This window comes from Microtetraspora sp. NBRC 16547, from assembly GCF_030268965.1.
Taxonomy (GTDB): Bacteria; Actinomycetota; Actinomycetes; order Streptosporangiales; family Streptosporangiaceae; genus Microtetraspora.
Map to the genome: position 1 here is coordinate 1 of NZ_BSSE01000012.1, position 20,715 is coordinate 20,715.

Genomic DNA, 20,715 nt, shown 5'->3' on the forward strand with positions numbered 1-20,715 from the left:
TCGACTCTGTCCGATACAGAGATCGGAACACGGGGGAACGCTGCTTCAACCTGCTGAAACAGTGCCGTGCCGTCGCGACCCGCTACGACAAGCGCGACTTCATGTATCTCGGCACCATAGATGTCGCTTCGATACGGATCTGGCTCCGCAATCCCGTCTCGTGATCTACAAAACACGACCTAGTTGAACGCTCATCCAGAAGCTCGCGTGACCGGGTGTGAGATCGCCCGGACGTGAGGGCGTTGACACGGGACCCGCCGGGGGGATCGAGGTTGCACAACGTCCGTCCGGCGAGGTCGTGGTGCCGCCAACGCCGCGGCTTGCTGGCTGTTCATCACCGGCGTGCTGGCACTGCCACCATGGCTGACGGCAGCCTTCCACGCCTGGGCGGCGGTGGTGGCGGCCGCCGTGGTAGCACTCGGCTATCACTGGCCCTCCGACGCGATCGCCGGATGGGCGCTGGGCATCGTGCTGGGCAGCCTTGGCCGTCTGCTGGCGCACCGGCTCGCCCGTGACTCACCCGCTCGCGCAGGTCAGTGCGGAGGCCCGCAATGACCTGGGCGCACTCATCCGGTGCGTTCCAAGGAGCGGACAGACCGGGCCGCGCCTGAAATGGTCCAGGCGCGGTCTGTCCCGTGTGCGCGAATGTCGCGCACGTCCCTGTTACGGATTGGAGAGACGGTTGCGAGTGGCCATGGCTCGGGCTGCGGGGATGCTGCCGATCACGAGCAGGGTCAGCGCGACATAACCCAGGACAAGGGGGCGGCCCGGTACCACGAAGACGGCGACCGTCAGGGGGCTGCTGGCCAGCATGGACCAGGCCGCCCATCTCGGGATGACTCCGGCTCGGCGCAGCGCGACAGCGAGCAGCACGTACGCCACCAGATGCCCGACGACGTAGACGAGCAGGTAGCCGCCCATCACCGCGTCGTTCGCGAACCGGTCCAACAGCGTGGCGTAGGAATCGCTGTCTGGGAGCTGCGCCATGGCCATCATTAGGTCGTCCAGGGCGGTCAGGGCCGAGAACGGCAGCCAGCCCACCACCGCGAGCAGCCCACCGATCGTGGCCAGCCACGGCACGCGGGCATAGGCGAGCTGCGCGAGGCCGACCGCTCCGATGGGGAGCAGGAAAGAGGCGAGGACGTACGCGACCAGGTGCACGGCGTTGGTGATCAGGTTCGCGGCGGCGTTCGCCGCGATGCTCGTCGATCCGTTCTCGTGGACGGTCGAATTGAGTGCGCTACCGACGCAGTATCCGAGCGGTCCGCCGACGATCGCCACCGCCAGGACACGCCGCCATAGCCGCTCGTATCCGGGCATCTTCTCGGAAGAATTCTCATCGGGGATGGATGAATCTAATGTGTGCTCATTCAGGGTTACTGGGCGGGATGAGCGCCTGGACGCGGAAAGAATCATTTCGGGTACCTCCTGGGAAACCGCTGACGTCTCGATGGGGGAGCTCGCCGTCACGCTGCTGCCTGTAGCTTCCCGCTCGGACATGGGCCGCGTCGTCGGCCGCCCAGCGGCACTTCATTTACGTGCGCCCGGGTATCCGGGGATCCCGTCGTACGTCGCTGAACGTATCCAGGAGGGAACCGCGCAGGTCAGCTGGTGCCGCCGGGGTGGACGAGGCCGGATTCGCCGGCGGAGACGACGTAGTTGCACGCGATCGCGGGCGGCGAGTCTGACCATTGCCCGCGAGACGTGGGTTGCGGACTGACAACCCAAGGGAAGTCCTCCTGGGCGTGCGCATTTGCCCGAGTTACGCAGACGACGGCGAGGGTGTCCTCCGGAGGAGCGGAAGATCTATTCTTCTGCTATGCGTGTGCCCGCCTGGGATGTGGCCGCGGCGGTGATGCTGTCCGCATTCATGGTCGCGGTGTCGGCCGCGGCGCGTGTGGTCCAGCCCGAGGCCCGGCCGGTAACCACTCTCGGAGTGGCGCTGCTGGTGCTCTCCGGGGCCGCGCTCGCCGTACGGCGGGTGGCGCCGTTGGTGTCCTTCACGCTCGCGGTGGGTGCCGCGGCGGCCTACCTGGGGATGCGGTTCGCCGGCTGGCCGGTGTACCTGGGCGCGTTCGCCGGTCTGCTGGTATTGGTCTCGGAGGTCGGCAGGACGAGGTTGTGGGTTCCGCTCGCCGCGGTCGGCGGTGCGGCGATAGCAGTCGTTACGGGGCCGCCGGAGGGCTGGGACCCGGTCAGGATGCTCACTGTGGCGGCGGTGTGGGCGGTTGTGGCGGTAGTCGCCGCACGGTTCGCACACACCCGCCGACGGCTCATGGAACGGGAGGCCGCGGCTCGGGTCGTGCAGGAACGGCTGCGGATCGCCCGGGAGCTGCATGACGTGCTGTCCCACAGCCTGGCCTCGATCAGCCTGCAGGCCGGCGTCGGGCTGCATCTGGTGGACCGGCAGCCGGAGCAGGCGCGTGAAGCGTTGCGAGGGATCCGGCAGATCAGCACCGACGCTCTGGCGCAGGCCCGGGCCGCGCTGGCCGTGGTCCGGACGCCGGGCGAGGAGACCGCACCGGGCCTGGCTGACCTGGAGGAGTTGATCGCGACTGTGCGGGGAAGCGGCTTGAGCGTTGAAGCGGACATCGATCTCGATGACCGGGCGGTTCCCGAGGTGATCGGTTCCACCGCCTATCGGGTGGTGCAGGAGGCGTTGACCAATGTGATGCGCCATGCGGGGGACGGTGCTCACGCTCGGGCCCGTCTCAGGTGTGTCGACGGCTGGCTGGAGATCGATGTGAGGGACGACGGCGTGAGTGCCGCGGGGCCGGCCGGCCCTCCTGGTCACGGGTTGCGGGGAATGGCCGAGCGCGTCAGCGCGGTGGGCGGTGAGATGCGTGCGGGAGCGACGCCGGGTACCGGGTTCACCCTCCATGCCCGTCTGCCGCTGAGGGGGACGGGGTGAGCGTGCTGCGGGTCGTGCTCGCCGACGACCAGGTCATGATCCGCGCCGGGCTGCGCGCGCTGCTGACGGCCGAGCAGGATCTGGAGGTGGTCGCCGAGGCCGGGGACGGGTGGCAGGCGGTTGCCGCCGCTCGCGCCCAGCGTCCTGACGTGATCGTGATGGACATCCAGATGCCGGTGATGGACGGGCTGGAGGCCACTCGAGCGATTGCGGCGGACCCGAACATGTCCGGCGTGCGGGTGCTTGTGCTCACCACATACGACGAGGACGAGTTGGTCTTTGAGGCGATCAAGGCGGGCGCGGCTGGGTTCCTGCTCAAGGACGCAGAACCAGCCGAGCTGCTGCGCGGGATCCGGGTGGCCGCGGCCGGGGACAGCCTTCTCGCCCCGCAAGCCGCGCGCAGGTTGGTCGCGGCATTCGCGTCCGGCCCGTCGCCGACGGGGCCTGCCGCGCGAGCCTTGGGCCTGCTCACTGGCAGAGAACGGGAGATCGTCGCGTTGGTCGGCCGAGGCTTGTCCAACGATGAGATCGCCGAGCGGCTGGTGATCAGTCCGGCGACCGCCCGCACGCATGTCTCCCGGGCCATGGTGAAGCTCACCGCGCGCGACCGCGCGCAGTTGGTCGTCTTTGCCTACGAGTCCGGCTTGGTCCGCCCCGGGCGCGCCGGTTGACGCCTACGTTCTGCTGCGTATGCGGCTGCTGGCGCATACAGCGGAACGCGTAAGTGGGGTGCCGCCCTCGGACCGGCGACGTGATCGGGCCCGACCGCCAAGCTGCTGGCATCGGATCCAGACTCCCCATCGCCCCAAGGAGGCGACCAAAGATGATGTCGACGGCCCCTATCGAGACCCGCCAGCCCACTCTCCGCCTCGGCGCCCTCACGACCATCATCGGTGCGCTGATGATCGCAGGCTTTCGGTTCGCCCACGGCGACCTGCCCGCCGCCGACCCGGCTGCCGCGCTGCACTTCATCGCCCATCACGCGTTCTACGCCGGCGTCCACCTCGGCACCGTGCTCGGCGTCCTGCTGTGGACCGCCGGCATCCTCAACCTGACCCGCACGTTCACGCACCCGATCGCAGTTGTACTCGGCCGCCTCGCGCTGGTCGCCGCCCTGGTCGGCGCGGCCGTCTTCATCACCGACTTCACCATCGACGGCGTCACCGGCCAGGACCTCGCCCACGCCTACGCCACCGCCGCACCAGCCGACCAGCCCCACATCGAACGCGCCGCGCAGACCGCCTTCAGCATGCTGCGCGGCACCTCCCTCGTCTCGATCGTCATCCTGTGGGCCATCCCGCTGATGCTGCTCGCCCCCGCCCTGCGCCGCGACGGCTACTCGTCCTGGCTGGCCTGGACCGGCCTGCTCGCCGGCGCCACCAGCTTCCTGGCCGCCGTCGCGCTGCTGTTCCAGCCCGAACTCTTCCCGGGTGTCCTGCTGTACGGGCTGCTCGCCTCCATCGTGATGCCCCTGTGGAGCATTGCCCTTGGCCTCACCATGTGGCGTCATGCCCGCACGGTGTCATAGCGGAGCCTCGCATGTGATGGGTGGGCGGCGTTTCGCAACTTGGCCCAATACGGTGCGAATGACAGACGGTACGTGTCCTCCGTGCTTGCACCGCACTCAGAGGAATATCTCCGATAAGTGATCTTGCTAACGCTGTTGCTAACGACAGCTCTGGACGGCCATGGACGGTCATGGAATCGCCGCACCCCGGTACCCCTTCTGAACAGGGGCTCATGTCGACGATGGACGTTTGTGGACATCTCCGATCTTGCTACGGATCAGAAGGTTAGGGGTTCGAGTCCTCTCGGCCGCGCAGCAGGTGAGAGGCCCTCTGGGATCACCCCGGAGGGCCCTTCGCATGTCTGCGCAGCGGCGAAATACAGCAACCGCCCCTCACAGACGTTCTTGCGGTGGCTGCGAGTCCATAGCTGGCCTCGGTCGCACAGCAGGAACGGTGAGCGGCTGCGGGCATGCGCTTGCGTCGGCACGGCGGGGGTCACTGCCAGGGCGGCGAGTCGCGACACCTATGGGACGGCCGACATTGCTCAGGCACCGCCGAGGTCATCCCGAAGACGGCGAACCCAGTCCGCAGGGAAGACCTGCTCAAGCCGCTCTCTGCTGGTCTCCAGGAGCCCCTCTTTCGCCAACGGGAGGAGCGCGTCGTTCTGTACAGCCGCATGATCTTCAGGAGCCGGGCATATCAGGACAGCGAGGATCCAACACGCCCGCTGCAATGCCTCGATCCCGGCGGTGTCGATCATCTTCTTGATGGACTCCCACGCCGTCCGCACGGCAAGAGCTATCAGCGGGTCGAGAAGAGGGACGCGGGGCTCGGTCTTCCGGGACGCGATAATAGCTGCCGTCACATATTCCGGTATTTGATCGAGGGCGTCCGAGAACTCTTTTATACCATCGGCTACGGCGACAAGGAGATCACACCAGAAGTGATCGGTAAGGATTCTTCTGGCTTTTCTCGGCTCGCCACCACCGAACTTCTTTTCTAGTTCACCGATCACAGAGCCAGTGAGGATATCGCCGACTTTCTGTATGTCTTCGATGGTTTTCGGGTTCTCCGACAGCCAGTCGATGAGATCGACTGTTGCGCTGTCGGTAGCGGCTGCCTGTCTACGCTTGGACGGGGCTCGTCGTCCCTGGGGAGGCCAAGTTGCTGCCCACTCGGCGTCAATGCGGTCTCGCTCCGCCTGGCGTGCGGCGGCAGAGGAGTCACGCGCCAGGGTGAGACCGTAGGGCCAGCCGTGCTGTGCTCCGCCGCAGTTGGAACATCGGCACTGATGCCGCTGTGCGCGCTCACAGCTCACGGGATGCGTCATTCACCCTCCATGGCGTCCAGCGTCGAGGCGAACTCTGGATTGTCGTTGAACCCATTCCTTTAAATCACAGAAAATGAATATAAGAATCCTCGCGGTCGCCAGGTGGATGTGCCTCTCGGGTTAGCATGACGAACTCTTGCATGCGCACATAGGGCCCTTTGGGTTGGCCCCAAAGGGCCTTATCGGAAAGGGAGAGGAGCTTACGATTCACTCAGGGTTGTCGAGACTCTGGTTGAGCCGGCCGAGTGCCTTGCGCGTCTCCGGTGATGCGACTTGCGTGCAGACATCCATGGTCATCCAGATCTGTGCGTGCCTCAGGATGCGCATCGCGACTCGGGAATGGAGTCGAGTGCGGCCAGAAGCGAGGAGCAGGTGTGGAATGCGGATCTTGGGCACGCCCGCCTTACGGCAGTGAGCCTCAAAGGCTCGGTTGAAGTTGCGGGGTTCGATCGGCGTCCCGTTCGAGGTCGTCTCCCGGTGGAGAAGTTGACGGCCACGCGGGTGAGCCGGCGCAAGAGCCACCGCTGCTCTCCCCTTGGATGTAGTCAGAACCCGGAAAGCCAAGCGGAGGCGTCGGGCGTTGGCTGAGTGGGCTGAGCACATGGGGCTGCCCTTCCCTGATGATCTGCGTGGGGTTGAGGTCTACGACCAGCCGGTCGCGTACCTCGACTTCTGCATGGCAGGCCCTCTGACCAGCTACGTAGGAAGCCAGCGCGGCGTGCTGAAGGCGAATCAATTCCGCATCGTGAGGGAGTCCGCCCGCGATCTGCGGGCGCTCCTGCCGCGTCTTCGCCGACGGGAAGGGCGTACCTATGTCGCGCGCCTGGTCCGAATCGCCGACCTGATCCTCAGCGATGCGCCCCAGATGACCAGCCACGCAGAGTAATTGCGGCGAGGGCCTTCATTACAAGGTCAAGGCGACCCGCCTGCGGCGGCTCGCGGCCCCGCGCCCGCTCGACGGCGGGGCATGCGGACTGGGGGCCGGTCCCGGCCGTCGGCAGCTCGGGCCGCCGCGGCAACAGGGCACTCGGCGTACCTGGCCCACTCGCCGACCTTACGGTGCACCACCGGAGCCGTACGCTGCCTGAATGGACGCGGTCGTAATGCTCGAATGGCTCTTGGAGCACGACGTCAACGCTCTGCTCAGGGTCGACGCTGAGCGCAGAGGCGTGCGGCCGTGGACCTTCCACGCCAGTGGTGGAGGCCAGAGCCAGGGCAGATGGGCTATTCGAGTCGACGCAGGCTCTGCGGAAGAATGTGTTCATCGAGCTCGTAACGCGCTCAAGGCTCATGGCCTCGATCTGCCCGAGTAAGACACGGTTGCTAAGGTCAACCCCGTCCGACATCGCCCTTACGATCGCCTGGTGACGGCTGGTCTTCGTACGGGGCTGAGGGCGATCGCCGAGTCGGGACTTCGTTCCTCAGCTCCCGACTCACCGAATAGGGCACCGCTGGCCACTCCCCACCGCCTACCAGTGATCAGTAAATGTCGCTCCCGCCTGCTTGGATCCATCTCGGGAACATGCTGGTCGATTCAATGAATCACGGACTACAAAGGACCGACTGCGTTGGGAGAGCTAGCTTCGTACCTCGTGGAGGAGGCCTACGACGAGGCCGGGACCTGGATGGTGGTCGACGAAACCGTAGCCACCGGCAAGGAGACCGTCCAGGCGTGGGGCGAGATCCGAGCCGACCTGACGTGCATGCCGAGACGGTGGCGTTCGATCTGTCTATCTCCACGCACGACGCGGAGGTTCCAGCGATTGCACGGGAGATGGCTGGTGCTTTCGCCGATCTGACCGCTGAGAAGAGCCGAGAGATCGCCGCCGTCAGGGCCGGCCTCCGGCGAGGACTCAGCCCCGGGTGATCATGGCGAGCAAGAGCGCGGTCGTGAGTGGCCGAGATGGCCCGATCTTCCCGTCCGCCTTGACACGGCAGGCGGGATGATCGGGTCGGAGGTGGTTTTGAAGTGAGCATCCCGATCGTTCCGTGGAGGGCATGCAGGCGAGGAGTGGCGACGTTGCTCGTGGGCGTCGCGCTGGCAGGCATGGGGTCGTGCGGAATCTCCAACGAGGAACGCTTTCAGCGATCCGTCGAGAGCATGGAGGAGGTGGCCAGGACAACAGGACCCGGTGACCGGACAAAGGAAACGCCCCGAGAGATCGGGTTGTTTGTCTTCGAGGACGTTTTTCGTGACGGGGACCGCGTGTACTTCAAGCTGGGTGCCGATATGGCTGGTACTGACCCCTACGGCTATGTCTGGAGTCCGAAGAGCCCGCCGACCGATGATCCGGAAGACGCGGCGGCATCGTCATTCGAACACGTACATGGCCCGTGGTACCGCTGGAGCGATAGCTATTGAGAGCATCGACGAGGCCCGGATTGCGCGTCAGCGCGGAGTCGGCAAGACCAGCCGTGCGGGTATCCGCCAAAGGATGATGCTGGCCCCCTGTTCCCGCTCCTCATTGTTCGTGGCCGCTACGGCGGGTTGGAGAGCGCGGCGGCGCGGACTCCGGATCACTCTTCCCCAGGGATGGGAGTCATCAGCGCCGCCGCGCCCGTCAGTGACGCGACGGTACGGGGCCTGAACGGGGGCGTCAGGACAGCCCGTACCGTCGCGCCGGTCTGGAAACTCAGGACACCGGCCGCAACCGAAGGCGTGCCGAATCCTTCTCTTCGCCCCGTTTCTCCTCGGCCAGGTGTCGGGCCAGTTCTTCAAGATCTCCACCGCAGCGGACGTTGGACAGCCCGCGTGCCACCTTCTGCGGTGCGAGGTTCGTGCGACGGACGGCGCACCAGCCGCCTCCGGCCGCGTCGGTGGTGGTCCACTGCTTGCCGTACTCGGCTTCCAGGCTGCGTAGGGTCACGGTCATACAGGCAGCCCCATTCGCCTTGAGGGGATCTCCGAAAGCACCTCGCGGATCAGTTCCGACAGCGGGTGCTCGTCTCGCAGCTCGGCGTACCGGTCGGCGATACGGCGAGCGGCCGTCACCGGGTCGTCGGCCGGACAGTAGGCGTGCTCCCGCAGTCCGGTCCGCTGAGAGATCCGCCCCGACCACCAGGAGAAGGACGCGCCGTCAGTCCAGACCACAAGATCCACCCAGACTGATACGAGCGCGATCCCGTAGCCCTCGTGAACGTCAGCCGCGATGCCGAGATCTTCCAGCACTGTCAGTAATCGGTTGGCTGCCCGGAGTGGTAAGCGATGCATGCCGCGATCATCACGAAGGACAGCACACGCGCTGAACAGCCCAGCACTGTCGGTAGTGGCTCTATTCGTGTCACGAATACGGCCGCGCTGAGGTGATCCGGCTTAACCTAGCGTCATGGATCGAGCGAGCGGCAGCTTGCCGCCCCAGTTCTGGTCTTCCCCTCGTGTGGCGTCCGCGCTCGCGGAGTGCGACATCCCCACCATCCTTGCCGAAGCCATGCGAACGCACGGATGGACGCAGGGACAGCTCGCCGAGGCGGTGGGCTACTCCCAGAGCTGGGTCTCCAAGGTGCTCCGGCATCGGCAGCCGCTCACCATTGATCAAGTTCGGGAGATATCAGGCCGACTCGGAGTTCCTCTCCATCTGCTCCGGTTCGGCTATCGGGGAGATGACGATCCGACGAAACGGCGAGATTTCGGCAAGGCGGTGGCTCTCGCGGCGCTCACCGTCGCCCCGACTCCGAAACGCGCCGAGGCCGACGAGACCACGGCGCCCACTCTCACCGCGATCACCGGCGCACAACGCCGTCTTGAGGCCACCACTCCCGCCCGTGAGCTGGCGCGTGGGGCGGTCGCTCACGTGGAGATGGCCAATCGGACCCTTGGCCGCGCCGCACTGTCCGCGCACGCCGCAGAGATCTGCGCCGCCGTCAGCGAGGCGGCCGGGTTCGCGGCCTGGCTGCACGCCGACATGCACGACACCGGCACGGCACGTACCTACTACCGCCTTTCCATCGACACAGCCCGGCGGGCGCAGCACAACCTCCTCAGCAGCTACATGATCGGCAGCCTGGCCTCATTCGAGATCGACGCTGAGGATCCTGCTCTCGGCCTGGCGCTGCTCGCGGAAGCGCGACGCCAGCTCGGTGATCGGCCACCCGCGACCGCGCACGCATGGTTGTCGAGCATCGAGGCGCTCGGATACGCCACCGCCCACAACGCCACGGCAGCCCTGACCGCATTGCAGACCGCGGAGAAGGCCGTCACCGCGAGCGAACACGCGGCCGCCCCACCGTGGCCATGGGTCTTCCCGTTCGACCACGCCAAGCTCGCGGGCTACCGCGCTCTGGTCATGGTGCGCCTGGAACGGCCCGAGGAGGCCGTGAACGCGTTCGCCGAGTCCCTTTCCTCGACGCAACCAGCGGTCAAGCAACGAGGCGTACTGATGACCGAGGTCGCCACCGCCAAGAGCATGACCGGGGAGATCGACGAGGCGTTCCACCTGGCGGGCGAGGCCCTCCGGATCGGGATGAACCACGGATCCGACCGGGTCATCCACCGCGTGCGGCGCTTCCGCAGGAACTACACCGGACCGATCATCAGCGGCGTTCGTGCCTTCGACGACAGGCTTCGCGCCACCCACCTGTAGAGATGAGGACCATGCCTCGTATCGCCATCTCCGGCCACCGCGGACTGCCTCAGGCCACCGCTGCTCGCATCGAAGCCGAGCTGAAGAGAGCCCTTGACGACGCAACAGACGTGATCGGCCTGTCCTGCCTGGCGGATGGTGCTGATCAGATCTTCGCCCGAGCGGTCGTGGAGGCGGGGGGCGGATTGGAGGTCGTTGTTCCCGCGCAGAAGTACCGGGAGGGACTGCCCTCGGAGGCATGGAGTGCGTACGACGCGCTGATCAGTAAGGCCGACATGGTTCACCAACTTGATTTCGTCGAGTCGACCTCTGAGGCGCACATGGCCGCCAGCGTGTTCATGCTCGACCAGGCGGACCAGCTCTTCGCCGTATGGGACGGCAAGCCCGCCCGAGGGTTCGGCGGCACCGCCGACGTCGTCGCCGAGGCTCGTGGCCGAGGCATGGCCGTACGAGTGATCTGGCCGGAAGGGGCAGAGCGCGACTGAAGCGGAGCAGTGACGCGGCCGCCGTGGCGCCGCCGGCCGAACTCGCTTTGCTCGCCCTTCGGGTGCCTTCGGCATTCCGCCGGCCGCACCACTCGCGTACGTGACCAGGCAGCCCTTATGCCGGGTCCCGCCGTTCCCACTCACGGGCGATCCGGCGAGCGGTGGCGATGCGTTGCCGGGCGTACTCGGCCCAGAAGTGCTCCCCGTGCCGATGGCCACTCCCGGCGTAACGCCACTCTTGATGCGTCACTGTCTCCCGCTCCACCACGGCCGGGGGACCGAGCAGTTCGCATGCTTCCTTGGCGCGATGATCGGCCCGCGTCTGTCGCAGATCGCCGAGCGTGACGGAGTAAAGGCGGCTTTTCGTCGAGAAGTGGCCCCGGTAGCCGAGCATGTGAGCCCACTGCCGCAACGGCAGGTCCCGATACTGAGGAAGGTCGCCGAGGCCGAAGCAGGTGTAGATCATGCGCCGGGCGTGCTCGGTCACCTCCAGCCGGGAGATCTCCCAGGCGTGGCGGATCGGGCGGTCTACGGTTCCCGCCGACTCGGCTTCCTTGGTGGCGTACTTAGCCACATGGATGCGGCAAGAAGCGGGCAGATGGAAAGATTTGCAACAGCCTCCTCCGGGTCAGTCGCCAGAGGCTCCTGATCTGGAGCAGCGCATAGGACGCCTGCGCGGTGAGGCGCAGAGCTTCACAGCGGCCGTCGAACGCCGTACGAAGCGAGCCACCGCCGATGCGGCCGAGATCCGGCAGCGCTGGTACCTCCCGGAGGAAGACGGCGGATTGCCGCTGTCCACGAAGCGCCGTCGAGCATGATTCACATAACCGTCGACTGTCTGCGACGGAACCTGCGACCGGCGGCGTCAGGAGCCGACGCGTGACACAGGTCATGGGTCTCGCTGCTTGCGTTTATTTCGTTCGTTGCGGATACTGCGAGAGGAGGTACTGCGATGACAGACGTGCAGGCCAAGCGGGTTCAGCCCGGGAGCATCGATGCCGAGATGGCCGGTCGAGCCGTGCGCCGCATCAAGGATTACCTCATGCGGTCTCGCGAACAGCCGACGATCCGTGTCGTCGGCGAGCATGGCGCTGAGGACCCATTGATCTTGCCCAGGGAGGCCGTAAGTCTGCTCGCCTTCATACTTGCCCATGCGGCTGAGGGGCGGGGAGTGACGGTTATTCCCTCCCACGCCGAGCTGACGACCCAACAGGCAGCGGACATGCTGAACGTCTCGCGTCCCTATCTGATCAAGCTTCTGGAGGAAGGGGAGATCCCCTTCCGCTTGGTCGGCAAGCACAGGCGTGTTACATACGAAGACCTTCAGGAGTACAAGCGCCGCGATGATGCCAAGCGCCGTACGGCCGCCGATCAACTTGCTGCCCTAGGCCAAGAGCTGGGCATCTAAGCATGTGCTTTGTGGTGGTCTATGACGCCAACGTGCTCTATGGCAACACGCTCCGCGATCTACTCATTCGCTTGGCCATGACGGGACGGCTCCAGGCCAAATGGACCAGCAGGATTCTCGACGAAATGCAGCGCAACCTCGCTGCCAATCGCCCAGACATTCCGGAAGGGAAGCTGGGCAAGCTTCGCCTGCTCATGAACTCTGCTGTCCGAGACTGCGTGGTCGAAGGGTACGAGCCTATTGTCGAGGGGCTGAAACTGCCCGACGCGGATGACCGACACGTGCTTGCTGCGGCGATCAAGGCGGGAGCGCAGGTCATCGTCACATTGAATCTCAGAGACTTTCCTTCGGAGCACTTGACGCCCTGGGGGATTGAGGCGAAGTCTCCCGACGATTTCGTACTCGACCAGATCGATCTCGACGGGCGAGTGGTTTGGGCCTGCGTTCAGCAGATCGCGGACTCACGAGTGAACCCGCCGGAGACTGTAGACGACGTGCTCGACGCTTTGGAGAAAGCAGGCCTTGTCGAGTCGGTCGCTGCCCTTCGGGCTGGTTAGCCGGTCGCTCTGGGCCGGAGGCGTGGCGAGCATGATCTATTGCCTGAAGTGAACCTCTACCACCAGCAGTACCTGTACAAGAACCCGGGCGGCTACTGCGGCATCGGCGGTACGGGTGTCAACGCAGGTGACCCTTCGGCTTGGTGCCCGACTGGGCTGACGACCTCTACGGATGAGTAGCCGAGATTGCTGAGACCCCCGAGCGGCGGTTAGGCCTGCTCGGAGGTCTCGTTCTTGTCCTGGGCGACGAAGGAACCCATGTCCAGGGTGGTGACGACGAGGCCGACTTCGCGGAGCTTGGCGGTCACCTTGCGGATGGTCACGCGGGCGACGCCGAACTCGCCTTCCATCTGGACCTCGGAAATGAGGTAACGAGGCGGGTACTCGCCCGACTCGATGCGTGCGCGTACGACCTCGTAGATCTGCACCCACTTGGGTTGCGTCAGGTGCTCTCGATCGGATCGGAGGCCTGCCCGCCGTTCTCCTCATGCGAGGCATTGTGTTGTGAGGCCGGCACCATGATCTGTTCGGTGTCCTTGGTACGAGTCACCCAGAGATAGACCAGCGCGCCGATGAACAGCGCGATCGAAGTCCACTGGTTGATCCGCATCCCGAGGAGCGTCACCGCGTGGTCTACCCCGCCGACCGGGTCGATCCGCAGCCCCTCGATCCAGAACCGCCCGAACGTGTAGCCGGCGACGTAGAGGGCGAACAGGCGGCCATGGCGCAGCGTGAACCGCCTGCCGGCCAGGATCAGTCCGAAACCGAGCGCCGCGTCCCACAGCGACTCGTACAGGAACGTCGGCTGGTAGAGCACGCCTGCCTCGCCGCCGTGCGCGAGGTCGATCTCCAGGCCCCACGGCAACGTGGTTGGACTGCCGTACAGCTCCTGGTTGAACCAGTTGCCCCAGCGGGCGATCGCCTGCCCGAACGCGATGCTGGGCGCGATCGCGTCGGCCACGGCGCCCAGGGACAGCCCTCGGCGGCGGCAGGCCAGCCACACGCCCACGCCTCCCAGGGCGACCGCGCCCCAGATGCTGAGCCCGCCTTCCCAGATGAACAGCGCTCGGTAGGGCTTCTTGATCGCGTGCGGGCCGAAGTAGGTCTGCCAGTCGGTGATGACGTGGTAGAGGCGAGCGCCGATCAGGCCGAAGATCACTGCGGGGACCGCGATGTCGCTGATCGTGCCCTTCTCGCCGCCGCGGGCGCGCCAGCGGCGCTCGCTCAGCCAGATGCCGAAGCCAATCGCGATGATCATGCACAATGCGTAGGCCCGGATCGGGATGAATCCGAGATACCAGACCCCTTCGGGAGGGCTGGGAATCGAGGCAAGGAGCATGCCGGTGAGGCTAGTCAACGCGAGGCCACCTGGCCGCCTTCGTGACCTGATCGCGAACCTTCTGCGGCGTGACGTGGCGTAGCCGAACCGGTGCGGACGTCGCCGCTCTTCATCTCGAGAAGGCGGTTGACCTGTGGGCAGAGTTCCGGTCGAGCTCGCGCTAGCCAAGATCCATAGCACGGCGGGCCACTACGACGGAAGACGCAGGGTGAACGTCGTGCGGACACCTGGCACGCTGGCGACCGCGGCTGTGCCACCGTGCGCCTCAGCCAGGTTGCGCACGATGGCGAGCCCGAGCCCGCTGCCGCCGGTCTGGCGGTTGCGGGACTTCTCCGCCCGCCAGAACCGGTCGAAGACATGGGGAAGGTACTCGGCGCGGATCCCGATCCCCGTATCGGACACCTCGACGACGACCTGGTCGCCATCCTGGTGGGCGCTCAGCGTGATGTGCCCGCCGCGGGGCGTGTAGCGCAGGGAGTTGGTCACCAGGTTGCCGATGGCCTGGCGGAGCCGTACCGGATCCGCGGTCAGCGGGGGGTCATTGGTAACCACGGTGGTCAGCGTGAGCCCTGCGGCTTCGGCCCTGCTTCGGTGGGCGATGGTCACCTGGTCGAGAAGGTCGCCGAGGTGGACGGGTTCGACGTGCAGACGGAGCTTGCCCGCGTCGGCGAGGGCGAGCTCCTGAAGGTCGTCGACGATGTGCTGCAGCAGCAGGATCTCCTCGACCAGCGAGGCGATCAGCGCGGGGTCCAACTCGGCGACGCCGTCCTGGGCAGCCTCCAGCCAGCCCCTGAGGTTGCTCAGCGGTGTGCGCAGCTCGTGGGAGACGTCGCTGACCATGGCCTTGCGCTGCTCTTCCATGCGCTGGAGGTGTTCCGACATCTCGTTGAACGCCGCGGCGAGCTCGCTGATCTCGCCGGTGGTCCTGATCGTGACGCGGGCGGAGCTGTCCCCGTCGCGCATCCGCTGCGCGGCGTGGGTGAGCGCGTTGACGGGCCTGACCAGGCGCCTGGCCGCCATGACGCTCACGCCCACGGTCAGCATGAGCACGAGGAGGGCGGCACCGGCGATCGAGGGCAGTGGGATGCGCTGGCCGGTGGCCTCGGCAGGGGAGTCGATGTACAGGTACGCCGCGGGGGCGACGTAGGGATCGAGTTGTTCTTTGCGGGCGGTGACGATGCAGGAGGAGATCACCTGATCGGGTTCGGCGACCGGCGGCATCGGCTGTTTCTCCTTGGAGACCCAGGTGAAGTCGAGGCCGACCGAGCCCCTTCCCGCGCCCTTGCCCTTGAGGCACCTGCTGACCAGGAGGTTGAGTTGTTTCAACGCGGCTTTCTCGGTGCGCGTCGGCGTGCTGAAGGTGGTGGCGTCGCAGCCGACGACCACGACGGGGGCCGTGGTCGGTATCGGCCTCGGCATCGGGCTCGGCTCCTGACCGACCCTCTGGCTGAGCGTCGTGACGAGGGGCCTGCCGGTGTTCGAGACGGTCACCTGTACGGCCTGCCCGGTGCGGCCCGCACAGGCGGCGTAGGCGTCGGCGGCCTTCCTCAGCCGGGCGCGATCGCGGTCGGACAGCAGGAAGGGACCCACCGCGCGTGGATCGATACGGTCCCTGGCCGCCCCCGGCACCAGGGTCACGTCCACGGCCAGGGGGTCGACGACGGCCGACACCTTGGCGGGCAGTGGGGTCCCGGCGGTCGCCGAGTCCGCGATGAGGGTGCCGTTCTCGGTGGTCAGCGCGATGCGGCGGCTGTTCTGGGCGGCGAGATCGCGCAGGGGGGCGGCGACGCCCGACCAGTCCGAGTGGCGGGAGGCGTAGCCGAGCAGGCTGTTGTTGATCCGGGCGTCGCTGGCCAGCGTCTGGCCCTGCTCCCGCTGGATGGCGCCGGAGGTGCTGCTGGCAGCCAGCCACGCGGTCGCTGTGATCGAGCAGACCGCCACGACAGCCGAACTCGTGAGCAACCTGACAAACAACGACCTCATGCGCGGGTCAGTTTGTAGCCGACGCCGTACACGGTCAACAGCCGGACCGGGCGGCGCGGATCAGGCTCGATCTTCTTGCGCAGGTTCATCACGTGCACGTCGACCGTGCGTTCGGTGATGAACCCGTCAAAGCCGTGGATGCGCTCCAGTAACTGCTTCCTGGTGAACACCCGTTCCGGCTCGGCGGCCAGCGTCTCGATGATCCGGAACTCCGCGAGCGTGCAGACCACCGGCGTGTCCGCCGCGGTGACGGTGTGTCTGATCGGGTCCACGAGGAGATCGCCCGCCTGGAACACCTGCCGATCGGTGTCCCGGGACTTCCCGGTACGGCGCAGCAGGGTCCGCACACGGGCCATCAGCTCACGCGGGCTGTACGGCTTGGCGACATAATCGTCAGCACCGAGGTCGAGCCCCAACAACAGATCGTCCTCGGTGGACCTGGCGGTCAGCATCAGGATCGGCAGGTCGGACTCGGCACGCAGCACCCGGCAGACGTCCAACCCGTCAACCTTCGGCATCATCACGTCGAGCACCACGAGGTCGGGATCCGCCCGCCGCGCCTCGTCGATCGCGGAACGCCCGTCGTGCACGACGAGGACCTCATGGCCCTCCCGCTCCAGGTACCGCCTGAGCAGTTCGGCCTGCTTGGGATCATCCTCGGCGACCAGCACGTACGCGCACATGGGCTGAGGTTATGGCCATGTCATGGGTGCACATGGGATTCGCATGACAACCAAACAGGTTTCACACATTCTGTCGCCAGGCTGCGGCAGGTGAGAACCAACCTGCTTCGTACGGCTGCTGCGGCGACACTCGCCTTCCTGCTGACCGGCTGTGCGAGCAGCGCGAGCAGCGCCGTACGGCCCGAGCCGACGACCGGCGCCAGTTCCGCGAGCAGAGCCGTACGGCACGAGCCGACGACCGGCGCCAGTTCCGCGAGCAGAGCCGTACGGCACGAGCCGACGACCGGCGCCAGTTCGAAGATCGCGACCGTCAAGGGATCTCGGATCACGGTCTACGGAAACAAGGAGGGGACGGCACAGAGGACGATCACGAGCCCCAACGACTACGGCGCGGCGCGTGTCTTCCTGGTGGAACGTGACGAGGGCGAGTGGCTCCAGGTGCTCCTGCCGATCCGGCCGAACGGCAGCAAGGGCTGGATCAAAGCCACCGACGTGACGCTCGCGGAGACCGCCTACCGGGTGGAGATCGATCGCGGGGCGTTCAGGTTCACGGTCTATGACGGCGACAGGGCCGTCAGGACGGGCAAGGTCGCGACGGGCGAAGCGGGTACGCCGACACCTCCAGGTCGTTACTTCTTCACCGAACTGGTGAAGCCCGTCGACCAGGGCGGCGCTTACGGCGCCTACGCCTTCGGGCTGAGCGGCTTCTCACCGGTGCTGAAGAGCTTCGCCGGCGGCCCAGGCCAGCTGGCGATCCACGGGACGAACAATCCCTCCGCCATCGGCACGCGGGCCAGCCACGGCTGCGTCCGGATCAGCAACGACGACATCACCTGGATGGCGAAGAACCTGGCGATCGGTACTCCGGTCGTCGTACAGGGCTGAGGCCCGACGTGAAAGAACAGGGGAACCTTATGAAGATCAAAGCCACGCTCATCGGCATCAGCGCGGTGCTGGCCCTGACCGCGGGCCTCGCAGGCTTCTCGGGCACGGCCGCGGCCGATCCCAAGCCGTCTGTCACGTCCGCCCCGGCGCCGGCCGACCAGCGGCCCACGGTCAAGGCGACGGCGGGTCCGAAGGAGCCCGTCGTCGTCAGGCCGGCCTATACCGGCTGATCGTGGTGCGGCGCCGCAACCCCCGGGTCTGCGGCGCCGCACCTTGGCGCCCGCGGTCTCGCCGCGAGCGCGACGAGGGCGAGGGGCTGACCGCCCCCGAGGAGAGCACGGACGCGGGCGACGGGCTCACCACGATGATCCCGGCCGGCGCCAGGCCCGAGACGAGCGCGGCGATGCCGCCGTAGAGCACGCCGGCCAGCTGTACCAGGCGCGGCCGCACCTCCTCTCCTGCCCGCGGTCGCGTCAGCGACCAGGCCATCGCGGGCAGGAGCAGGACCTCGTGCGTCAACACCGCGTGCGCGGACTTGCCGGAACATGAAGAGACGCCGCCTCCGCTGGAACCCTGCGGCGACCCGGATGTCCTTCGTTCCCGAGGTGACCAGTGCGCCGAGCCGGAGCTTCACGGGCCCGTACGCCGGGAGGGGAGCGGTGGGCACGGCCGTTTTGGCTACTGCGGCGTCGGTGGGACCGGCGTCAAGCTATGTGACCCTTCAGGTCGGTACTCGAGACGCACGGCCGATCACTTGTTCTTCTGTATATCTATCTATACAGTTCTTGTATGACTGTTCTCCATGACGCGACTGAGCTCACGGTCACCGAGGCCGCGCAGCGTGGTGTGGCACGTCTGGTGGCTGACGCGGAGCAGGGTGCGGATCTGGTGGTGACCCGCCGGCACCAACCGATCGCAGCCGTCGTGAGCATGCGACGTCTCAACGAACTGGAAGAAGCCGCAGCAGATCTGCGGGATCTGGCCTTGGTTCTCGTCAGGGCTGCCACGGACACGGGGCGGCGGACGTCGTTGGACGAGGTCCTGTCCGCCTTCGGGCATACGCGTGAGTCGCTGGGTGCGCTCCCGGATGAAGACGAGTAGCAGTGTCCGACGTCGTATTTACTGACGCGGCCATTGATGATCTCCGCAGAATCGGCCCGGATGCCGTACCCAAGGTCCTTAAGAAGATCCTCCTTCTGCTGGAGAACTCTGAAGCGGGCTACCCCCTGGGCGGTGAGCTGACCGGGTTCCGCAAGCTCGTTGTGGGGCGGAACACGTGGAGGATTGTTTACCGGATCACTGAGGACAAGACGGTTGAGATCTGTGAGATCTGGGCGGTCGGGGAGAGGGCCGACGCCGAGGTCTACGCCGAAGCCCAGGCGCGAGTCCGCGCGGCCGGAGGTTCACGGCCCGACGTCGTCCGCCTCGGTGAAGTCATCGACCGTCTGGGTGCTTTCACCGATCACATCCTCATCGATGAGATGCCGGTGCGCGAGCCGGTGCCCGACTGGCTTGCCAATCGATTGATCTACACAGTCGGCATGGCTCGGGAGGATGTGGCGGCACTCGACCTGGAAGAGGCCGTCGATCTTTGGGCGGAGTACCGCTCAAAGTCCCGCTAGCCCCTCGTCGGCGTTCACGGCTGAAACGTGCGCCGTCCGGTAAAGGGCTACTGCGGGATCGGTGGCACCAGCGTCAAGCTAAGTGACCCTTCGGCATGTCCCCCGACGGGGCTGACGACCTCTTCGGAGGAGTAGCGGGGGATTGCTGAGACCTGCGGGCGGTGGTTAGGCCTGCTCGGAGGTCTCCTGCGATGAGATTCAGCACGTATTTGGCACAGCAGGTGGCTGGAGTGACAGTTGACCTCACCGTTGGTGTTCTGCGGCGCAGGGTCTCAGGAGGGACCGCAGGTCGCGGGGCAGAACTTGACCTCGGGGTACCGCGATGACGGTCCGTCCAGAAGGGGCTGCCGCTGCGCCTTCAGATGCTGGTCGAGGAAGGCGGCCACGTAGGTGCGGGTGAGTTCGGCGGAGCGCGCCGCGGCCAGGGCGCCGGGCAGGGGCTTGATGGCGAGGGCGCCCGATACCAGCGGCCTGTCGGTGAAGGACTCGTGATCCGCGCCCGTCAGGACGATCCAGCGCTTCCAGCCGGTCAGCAGCTTCCAGTCGCGGTCCCAGGAGTTGTCGCGCCCGCCGGGAACATGCTGCTTCGTCCCCATGAACAGGAACGGCTTGGAGATTCCGGTCGTGGGGATGCGGGCGTAGGTGGTGCCGTCCAGGTCGATTCCGGCACGTATCCGGGGGTCCTTCACCATGGCCGCCAGGGCGCTGCCCCCGCCGATCGACTGGCCTGCCATCGCGATCCTGGACTGGTCGATCAGGCCGGAACCGTCCCACGCCGACGGCAGCTCGTCGAGCACGAAGGAGACGTCGGCCGCCCGGTTCTGGACCGCCCCCGCGCCGAAGCCCGGGTCGGAGTCGCTGTCGCAGGCGAGGCATTCGGCCACCCGCCCGTCGGAGAGGGTGGTGGCGTAGCTCTCGTAGGTGTGGTCGATGCCGGCCACGACGTAACCCCGGCTGGCCAGGTCCTCGGCAAGGGACGTGAGGGTGCTCATCGGCCTGGTGAAGCCGGGTGAGAGCGCCACCAGTGGAAGCTTTCGTCCCGAGGGGGCGGCGTCTTGGATGGCGTTCGTGCGGGTCTTGCTCAGCGTGTCGTACGGCGCGCTCGCGATCCCGGTGCCTTTCAGGAAGAGCTCCGACTCCTTCGGCGTCATGTATGGCGCCCGCTGTCCGTCCCGCTGCTCGGTCGGGTACCACAGGGTGACCTTGAGCTCCCGGGAGCCGACGTCGGGGTCCCAGGGGTCGGGGCGGGAGGTGTCCTTCAGGTGCAGGACGGTGGTGCCGACCGGATGGGGGCCGGTGGGGGCGGGCAGGACGGCGAGACCGGCCGGGGGGACGGACGCGTCGGATCGGGGCGGTGCGGGGGCGGAGCAGGCGGACACCAGGACGACCAGTCCCGCGGCGACGGCCAGGATCTGTCTCATAGG

24 protein-coding genes and 2 pseudogenes are annotated in these 20,715 nt (G+C 66.6%); 15 read left to right on the forward strand and 11 right to left on the reverse strand.

Translation table 11 applies throughout. The features are described from left to right. Positions 1-324 precede the first annotated feature (324 nt). Positions 325-555, forward strand: a pseudogene (locus QSK17_RS36180) (phosphatase PAP2 family protein); the annotation flags it as partial. A gap of 108 nt (positions 556-663) precedes the next feature. Here QSK17_RS36180 and QSK17_RS17560 read toward each other — a convergent pair. Further along, positions 664-1,320 (reverse strand): hypothetical protein, encoded by a 657-nt coding sequence (locus tag QSK17_RS17560; protein ID WP_285705900.1) that lies wholly within the window; start codon positions 1,318-1,320, stop codon positions 664-666. 499 nt (positions 1,321-1,819) lie between these two features. Between QSK17_RS17560 and QSK17_RS17565 the strand changes: the two genes are divergently transcribed. The 3 genes from QSK17_RS17565 to QSK17_RS17575 all read left to right on the forward strand — a co-directional run bounded on the left by QSK17_RS17565 (position 1,820) and on the right by QSK17_RS17575 (position 4,439). Beyond that, positions 1,820-2,911: a sensor histidine kinase gene (locus QSK17_RS17565; protein WP_285705901.1), complete on the forward strand. Its 1,092-nt coding sequence runs from the start codon at positions 1,820-1,822 to the stop codon at positions 2,909-2,911. A gap of 2 nt (positions 2,912-2,913) precedes the next feature. Further along, positions 2,914-3,582, forward strand: a complete 669-nt coding sequence (locus QSK17_RS17570) for a response regulator (protein WP_285706121.1) — start codon at positions 2,914-2,916, stop codon at positions 3,580-3,582. A gap of 155 nt (positions 3,583-3,737) precedes the next feature. After that, a complete protein-coding gene (locus QSK17_RS17575; protein WP_285705902.1) occupies positions 3,738-4,439 on the forward strand; it encodes a hypothetical protein in 702 nt (233 codons plus the stop codon). Positions 4,440-4,963: 524 nt separating this feature from the next. On the opposite strand, the gene QSK17_RS17580 is transcribed toward QSK17_RS17575, so the two are convergent. After that, positions 4,964-5,749, reverse strand: a complete 786-nt coding sequence (locus tag QSK17_RS17580; RefSeq protein ID WP_285705903.1) for a hypothetical protein — start codon at positions 5,747-5,749, stop codon at positions 4,964-4,966. A gap of 601 nt (positions 5,750-6,350) precedes the next feature. On the opposite strand from QSK17_RS17580, the gene QSK17_RS17585 reads away from it, so the two are divergent. Both QSK17_RS17585 and QSK17_RS17590 read left to right on the forward strand, forming a co-directional pair. Next, on the forward strand, positions 6,351-6,635 hold the full coding sequence (locus QSK17_RS17585; RefSeq protein WP_285705904.1) for a hypothetical protein: 285 nt from the start codon (positions 6,351-6,353) through the stop codon (positions 6,633-6,635). A 1,083-nt stretch (positions 6,636-7,718) separates the two neighbouring features. Next, entirely contained in the window at positions 7,719-8,111 is a 393-nt protein-coding gene (locus QSK17_RS17590; protein ID WP_285705905.1) for a hypothetical protein, read from the forward strand. 271 nt (positions 8,112-8,382) lie between these two features. Here QSK17_RS17590 and QSK17_RS17595 read toward each other — a convergent pair whose 3' ends face one another. Both QSK17_RS17595 and QSK17_RS17600 read right to left on the reverse strand, forming a co-directional pair. Beyond that, entirely contained in the window at positions 8,383-8,622 is a 240-nt protein-coding gene (locus QSK17_RS17595) for a hypothetical protein (RefSeq protein WP_285705906.1), read from the reverse strand. Beyond that, complete coding sequence (locus QSK17_RS17600; protein ID WP_285705907.1) at positions 8,619-8,918, reverse strand: hypothetical protein; 300 nt, start codon at positions 8,916-8,918, stop codon at positions 8,619-8,621. Before QSK17_RS17600 ends, QSK17_RS17595 begins: the two co-directional genes overlap by 4 nt. Before the next feature lie 157 nt (positions 8,919-9,075). Here QSK17_RS17600 and QSK17_RS17605 point away from each other — a divergent pair, with 157 nt between their 5' ends. Both QSK17_RS17605 and QSK17_RS17610 read left to right on the forward strand, forming a co-directional pair. After that, complete coding sequence (locus QSK17_RS17605; RefSeq protein ID WP_285705908.1) at positions 9,076-10,329, forward strand: helix-turn-helix domain-containing protein; 1,254 nt, start codon at positions 9,076-9,078, stop codon at positions 10,327-10,329. 11 nt (positions 10,330-10,340) lie between these two features. Beyond that, the gene (locus tag QSK17_RS17610; RefSeq protein ID WP_285705909.1) at positions 10,341-10,814 is read left to right on the forward strand and encodes a hypothetical protein; all 474 of its coding nucleotides are present in this window, start codon (positions 10,341-10,343) and stop codon (positions 10,812-10,814) included. Between the two features lie 115 nt (positions 10,815-10,929). On the opposite strand, the gene QSK17_RS17615 is transcribed toward QSK17_RS17610, so the two are convergent. After that, positions 10,930-11,388 carry a replication initiator gene (locus QSK17_RS17615; RefSeq protein ID WP_285705910.1) on the reverse strand — a complete coding sequence of 153 codons (459 nt, stop codon included), beginning with the start codon at positions 11,386-11,388 and terminating at the stop codon, positions 10,930-10,932. A 378-nt stretch (positions 11,389-11,766) separates the two neighbouring features. Between QSK17_RS17615 and QSK17_RS17620 the strand changes: the two genes are divergently transcribed. The 3 genes and pseudogenes from QSK17_RS17620 to QSK17_RS36445 form a co-directional block, all read left to right on the forward strand. Beyond that, positions 11,767-12,222, forward strand: a complete 456-nt coding sequence (locus QSK17_RS17620; RefSeq protein WP_285705912.1) for a helix-turn-helix domain-containing protein — start codon at positions 11,767-11,769, stop codon at positions 12,220-12,222. 2 nt (positions 12,223-12,224) lie between these two features. Further along, positions 12,225-12,779 (forward strand): PIN domain-containing protein, encoded by a 555-nt coding sequence (locus tag QSK17_RS17625; RefSeq protein WP_285705913.1) that lies wholly within the window; start codon positions 12,225-12,227, stop codon positions 12,777-12,779. A 57-nt stretch (positions 12,780-12,836) separates the two neighbouring features. After that, a pseudogene (locus QSK17_RS36445) lies at positions 12,837-12,959 on the forward strand (peptide-methionine (S)-S-oxide reductase MsrA); the annotation flags it as partial. Between the two features lie 29 nt (positions 12,960-12,988). On the opposite strand, the gene QSK17_RS17630 reads toward QSK17_RS36445, so the two are convergent. The 4 genes from QSK17_RS17630 to QSK17_RS17645 form a co-directional block, all read right to left on the reverse strand. Further along, positions 12,989-13,207 (reverse strand): GntR family transcriptional regulator, encoded by a 219-nt coding sequence (locus tag QSK17_RS17630; RefSeq protein ID WP_285705914.1) that lies wholly within the window; start codon positions 13,205-13,207, stop codon positions 12,989-12,991. A 14-nt stretch (positions 13,208-13,221) separates the two neighbouring features. Continuing rightward, the gene (gene lgt / locus QSK17_RS17635; RefSeq protein ID WP_502889235.1) at positions 13,222-14,037 is read right to left on the reverse strand and encodes a prolipoprotein diacylglyceryl transferase; all 816 of its coding nucleotides are present in this window, start codon (positions 14,035-14,037) and stop codon (positions 13,222-13,224) included. Positions 14,038-14,307: 270 nt separating this feature from the next. Beyond that, a complete protein-coding gene (locus tag QSK17_RS17640; protein WP_285705917.1) occupies positions 14,308-16,101 on the reverse strand; it encodes a sensor histidine kinase in 1,794 nt (597 codons plus the stop codon). Beyond that, entirely contained in the window at positions 16,098-16,784 is a 687-nt protein-coding gene (locus tag QSK17_RS17645; RefSeq protein ID WP_285705918.1) for a response regulator transcription factor, read from the reverse strand. The genes QSK17_RS17640 and QSK17_RS17645 overlap by 4 nt, the downstream gene beginning before the upstream one ends. 90 nt (positions 16,785-16,874) lie before the next feature. On the opposite strand from QSK17_RS17645, the gene QSK17_RS17650 reads away from it, so the two are divergent. Beyond that, positions 16,875-17,669 (forward strand): L,D-transpeptidase, encoded by a 795-nt coding sequence (locus tag QSK17_RS17650; protein ID WP_285705919.1) that lies wholly within the window; start codon positions 16,875-16,877, stop codon positions 17,667-17,669. A 29-nt stretch (positions 17,670-17,698) separates the two neighbouring features. After that, a complete protein-coding gene (locus tag QSK17_RS17655) occupies positions 17,699-17,899 on the forward strand; it encodes a hypothetical protein (RefSeq protein ID WP_285705920.1) in 201 nt (66 codons plus the stop codon). On the opposite strand, the gene QSK17_RS17660 is transcribed toward QSK17_RS17655, so the two are convergent. Next, the gene (locus QSK17_RS17660) at positions 17,877-18,191 is read right to left on the reverse strand and encodes a hypothetical protein (protein WP_285705922.1); all 315 of its coding nucleotides are present in this window, start codon (positions 18,189-18,191) and stop codon (positions 17,877-17,879) included. The genes QSK17_RS17655 and QSK17_RS17660 overlap by 23 nt on opposite strands. A 267-nt stretch (positions 18,192-18,458) precedes the next feature. Between QSK17_RS17660 and QSK17_RS17665 the strand changes: the two genes are divergently transcribed. Further along, positions 18,459-18,770, forward strand: coding sequence for a type II toxin-antitoxin system Phd/YefM family antitoxin (locus QSK17_RS17665; RefSeq protein WP_285705923.1), 312 nt, complete (start codon positions 18,459-18,461; stop codon positions 18,768-18,770). A 2-nt stretch (positions 18,771-18,772) separates the two neighbouring features. Continuing rightward, positions 18,773-19,291, forward strand: a complete 519-nt coding sequence (locus QSK17_RS17670; protein ID WP_285705924.1) for a type II toxin-antitoxin system RelE family toxin — start codon at positions 18,773-18,775, stop codon at positions 19,289-19,291. Positions 19,292-19,563: 272 nt separating this feature from the next. Here QSK17_RS17670 and QSK17_RS17675 read toward each other — a convergent pair whose 3' ends face one another. Continuing rightward, a complete protein-coding gene (locus QSK17_RS17675; RefSeq protein WP_285705925.1) occupies positions 19,564-20,712 on the reverse strand; it encodes an alpha/beta hydrolase family protein in 1,149 nt (382 codons plus the stop codon). Between the last annotated feature and the right edge of the window lie 3 nt (positions 20,713-20,715).

What these genes read in the sequence shown, in the direction of transcription:
- QSK17_RS17560 (WP_285705900.1), bottom strand. Translation starts at nt 1,320, where the DNA reads ATGCCCGGATACGAGCGGCTATGGCGGCGTGTCCTGGCGGTGGCGATC.
- QSK17_RS17565 (WP_285705901.1), top strand. Translation starts at nt 1,820, where the DNA reads ATGCGTGTGCCCGCCTGGGATGTGGCCGCGGCGGTGATGCTGTCCGCA.
- QSK17_RS17575 (WP_285705902.1), top strand. Translation starts at nt 3,738, where the DNA reads ATGTCGACGGCCCCTATCGAGACCCGCCAGCCCACTCTCCGCCTCGGC.
- QSK17_RS17580 (WP_285705903.1), bottom strand. Translation starts at nt 5,749, where the DNA reads ATGACGCATCCCGTGAGCTGTGAGCGCGCACAGCGGCATCAGTGCCGA.
- QSK17_RS17585 (WP_285705904.1), top strand. Translation starts at nt 6,351, where the DNA reads ATGGGGCTGCCCTTCCCTGATGATCTGCGTGGGGTTGAGGTCTACGAC.
- QSK17_RS17595 (WP_285705906.1), bottom strand. Translation starts at nt 8,622, where the DNA reads ATGACCGTGACCCTACGCAGCCTGGAAGCCGAGTACGGCAAGCAGTGG.
- QSK17_RS17605 (WP_285705908.1), top strand. Translation starts at nt 9,076, where the DNA reads ATGGATCGAGCGAGCGGCAGCTTGCCGCCCCAGTTCTGGTCTTCCCCT.
- QSK17_RS17610 (WP_285705909.1), top strand. Translation starts at nt 10,341, where the DNA reads ATGCCTCGTATCGCCATCTCCGGCCACCGCGGACTGCCTCAGGCCACC.
- QSK17_RS17620 (WP_285705912.1), top strand. Translation starts at nt 11,767, where the DNA reads ATGACAGACGTGCAGGCCAAGCGGGTTCAGCCCGGGAGCATCGATGCC.
- QSK17_RS17625 (WP_285705913.1), top strand. Translation starts at nt 12,225, where the DNA reads ATGTGCTTTGTGGTGGTCTATGACGCCAACGTGCTCTATGGCAACACG.
- lgt (WP_502889235.1), bottom strand. Translation starts at nt 14,037, where the DNA reads ATGATCATCGCGATTGGCTTCGGCATCTGGCTGAGCGAGCGCCGCTGG.
- QSK17_RS17640 (WP_285705917.1), bottom strand. Translation starts at nt 16,101, where the DNA reads ATGAGGTCGTTGTTTGTCAGGTTGCTCACGAGTTCGGCTGTCGTGGCG.
- QSK17_RS17645 (WP_285705918.1), bottom strand. Translation starts at nt 16,784, where the DNA reads ATGTGCGCGTACGTGCTGGTCGCCGAGGATGATCCCAAGCAGGCCGAA.
- QSK17_RS17655 (WP_285705920.1), top strand. Translation starts at nt 17,699, where the DNA reads ATGAAGATCAAAGCCACGCTCATCGGCATCAGCGCGGTGCTGGCCCTG.
- QSK17_RS17665 (WP_285705923.1), top strand. Translation starts at nt 18,459, where the DNA reads ATGACTGTTCTCCATGACGCGACTGAGCTCACGGTCACCGAGGCCGCG.
- QSK17_RS17675 (WP_285705925.1), bottom strand. Translation starts at nt 20,712, where the DNA reads ATGAGACAGATCCTGGCCGTCGCCGCGGGACTGGTCGTCCTGGTGTCC.